Genomic DNA, 255 nt, shown 5'->3' with positions numbered 1-255 from the left:
GCCAGCTCGCCACCTTCGGCGACCGGAACAGTTTTTCCAAAACCGATCCCGCTGCTACGTTTATGCGCATGAAAGAAGATCACATGGAAAACGGCCAGCTGAAACCAGGCTACAACGTGCAGATGGGTACGGAAAATCAATTTGTGCTCGGCTATTCGGTGCATCAGCGCCCGACGGATACCCGCTGCCTGATCCCGCACCTGGAGCTTCTCCGCTCCTGGTCCCTGCCGTTTCCCAAGCAGCTCGCGGCGGATG

1 pseudogene is annotated in these 255 nt (G+C 58.0%); it reads left to right on the top strand.

From position 1 onward, the window contains the following. Window positions 1-255: pseudogene (locus HCN83_RS18110) on the top strand (IS5/IS1182 family transposase); the annotation flags it as partial.

It is taken from the genome of Alkalicoccus luteus (genome assembly GCF_012034335.1).
Classification (GTDB): domain Bacteria; phylum Bacillota; class Bacilli; order Bacillales; family Salisediminibacteriaceae; genus Alkalicoccus; species Alkalicoccus luteus_A.
The sequence above is the reverse complement of the archived record's forward strand: the minus strand, read 5'-3'. Positions and strand labels throughout refer to the sequence as shown.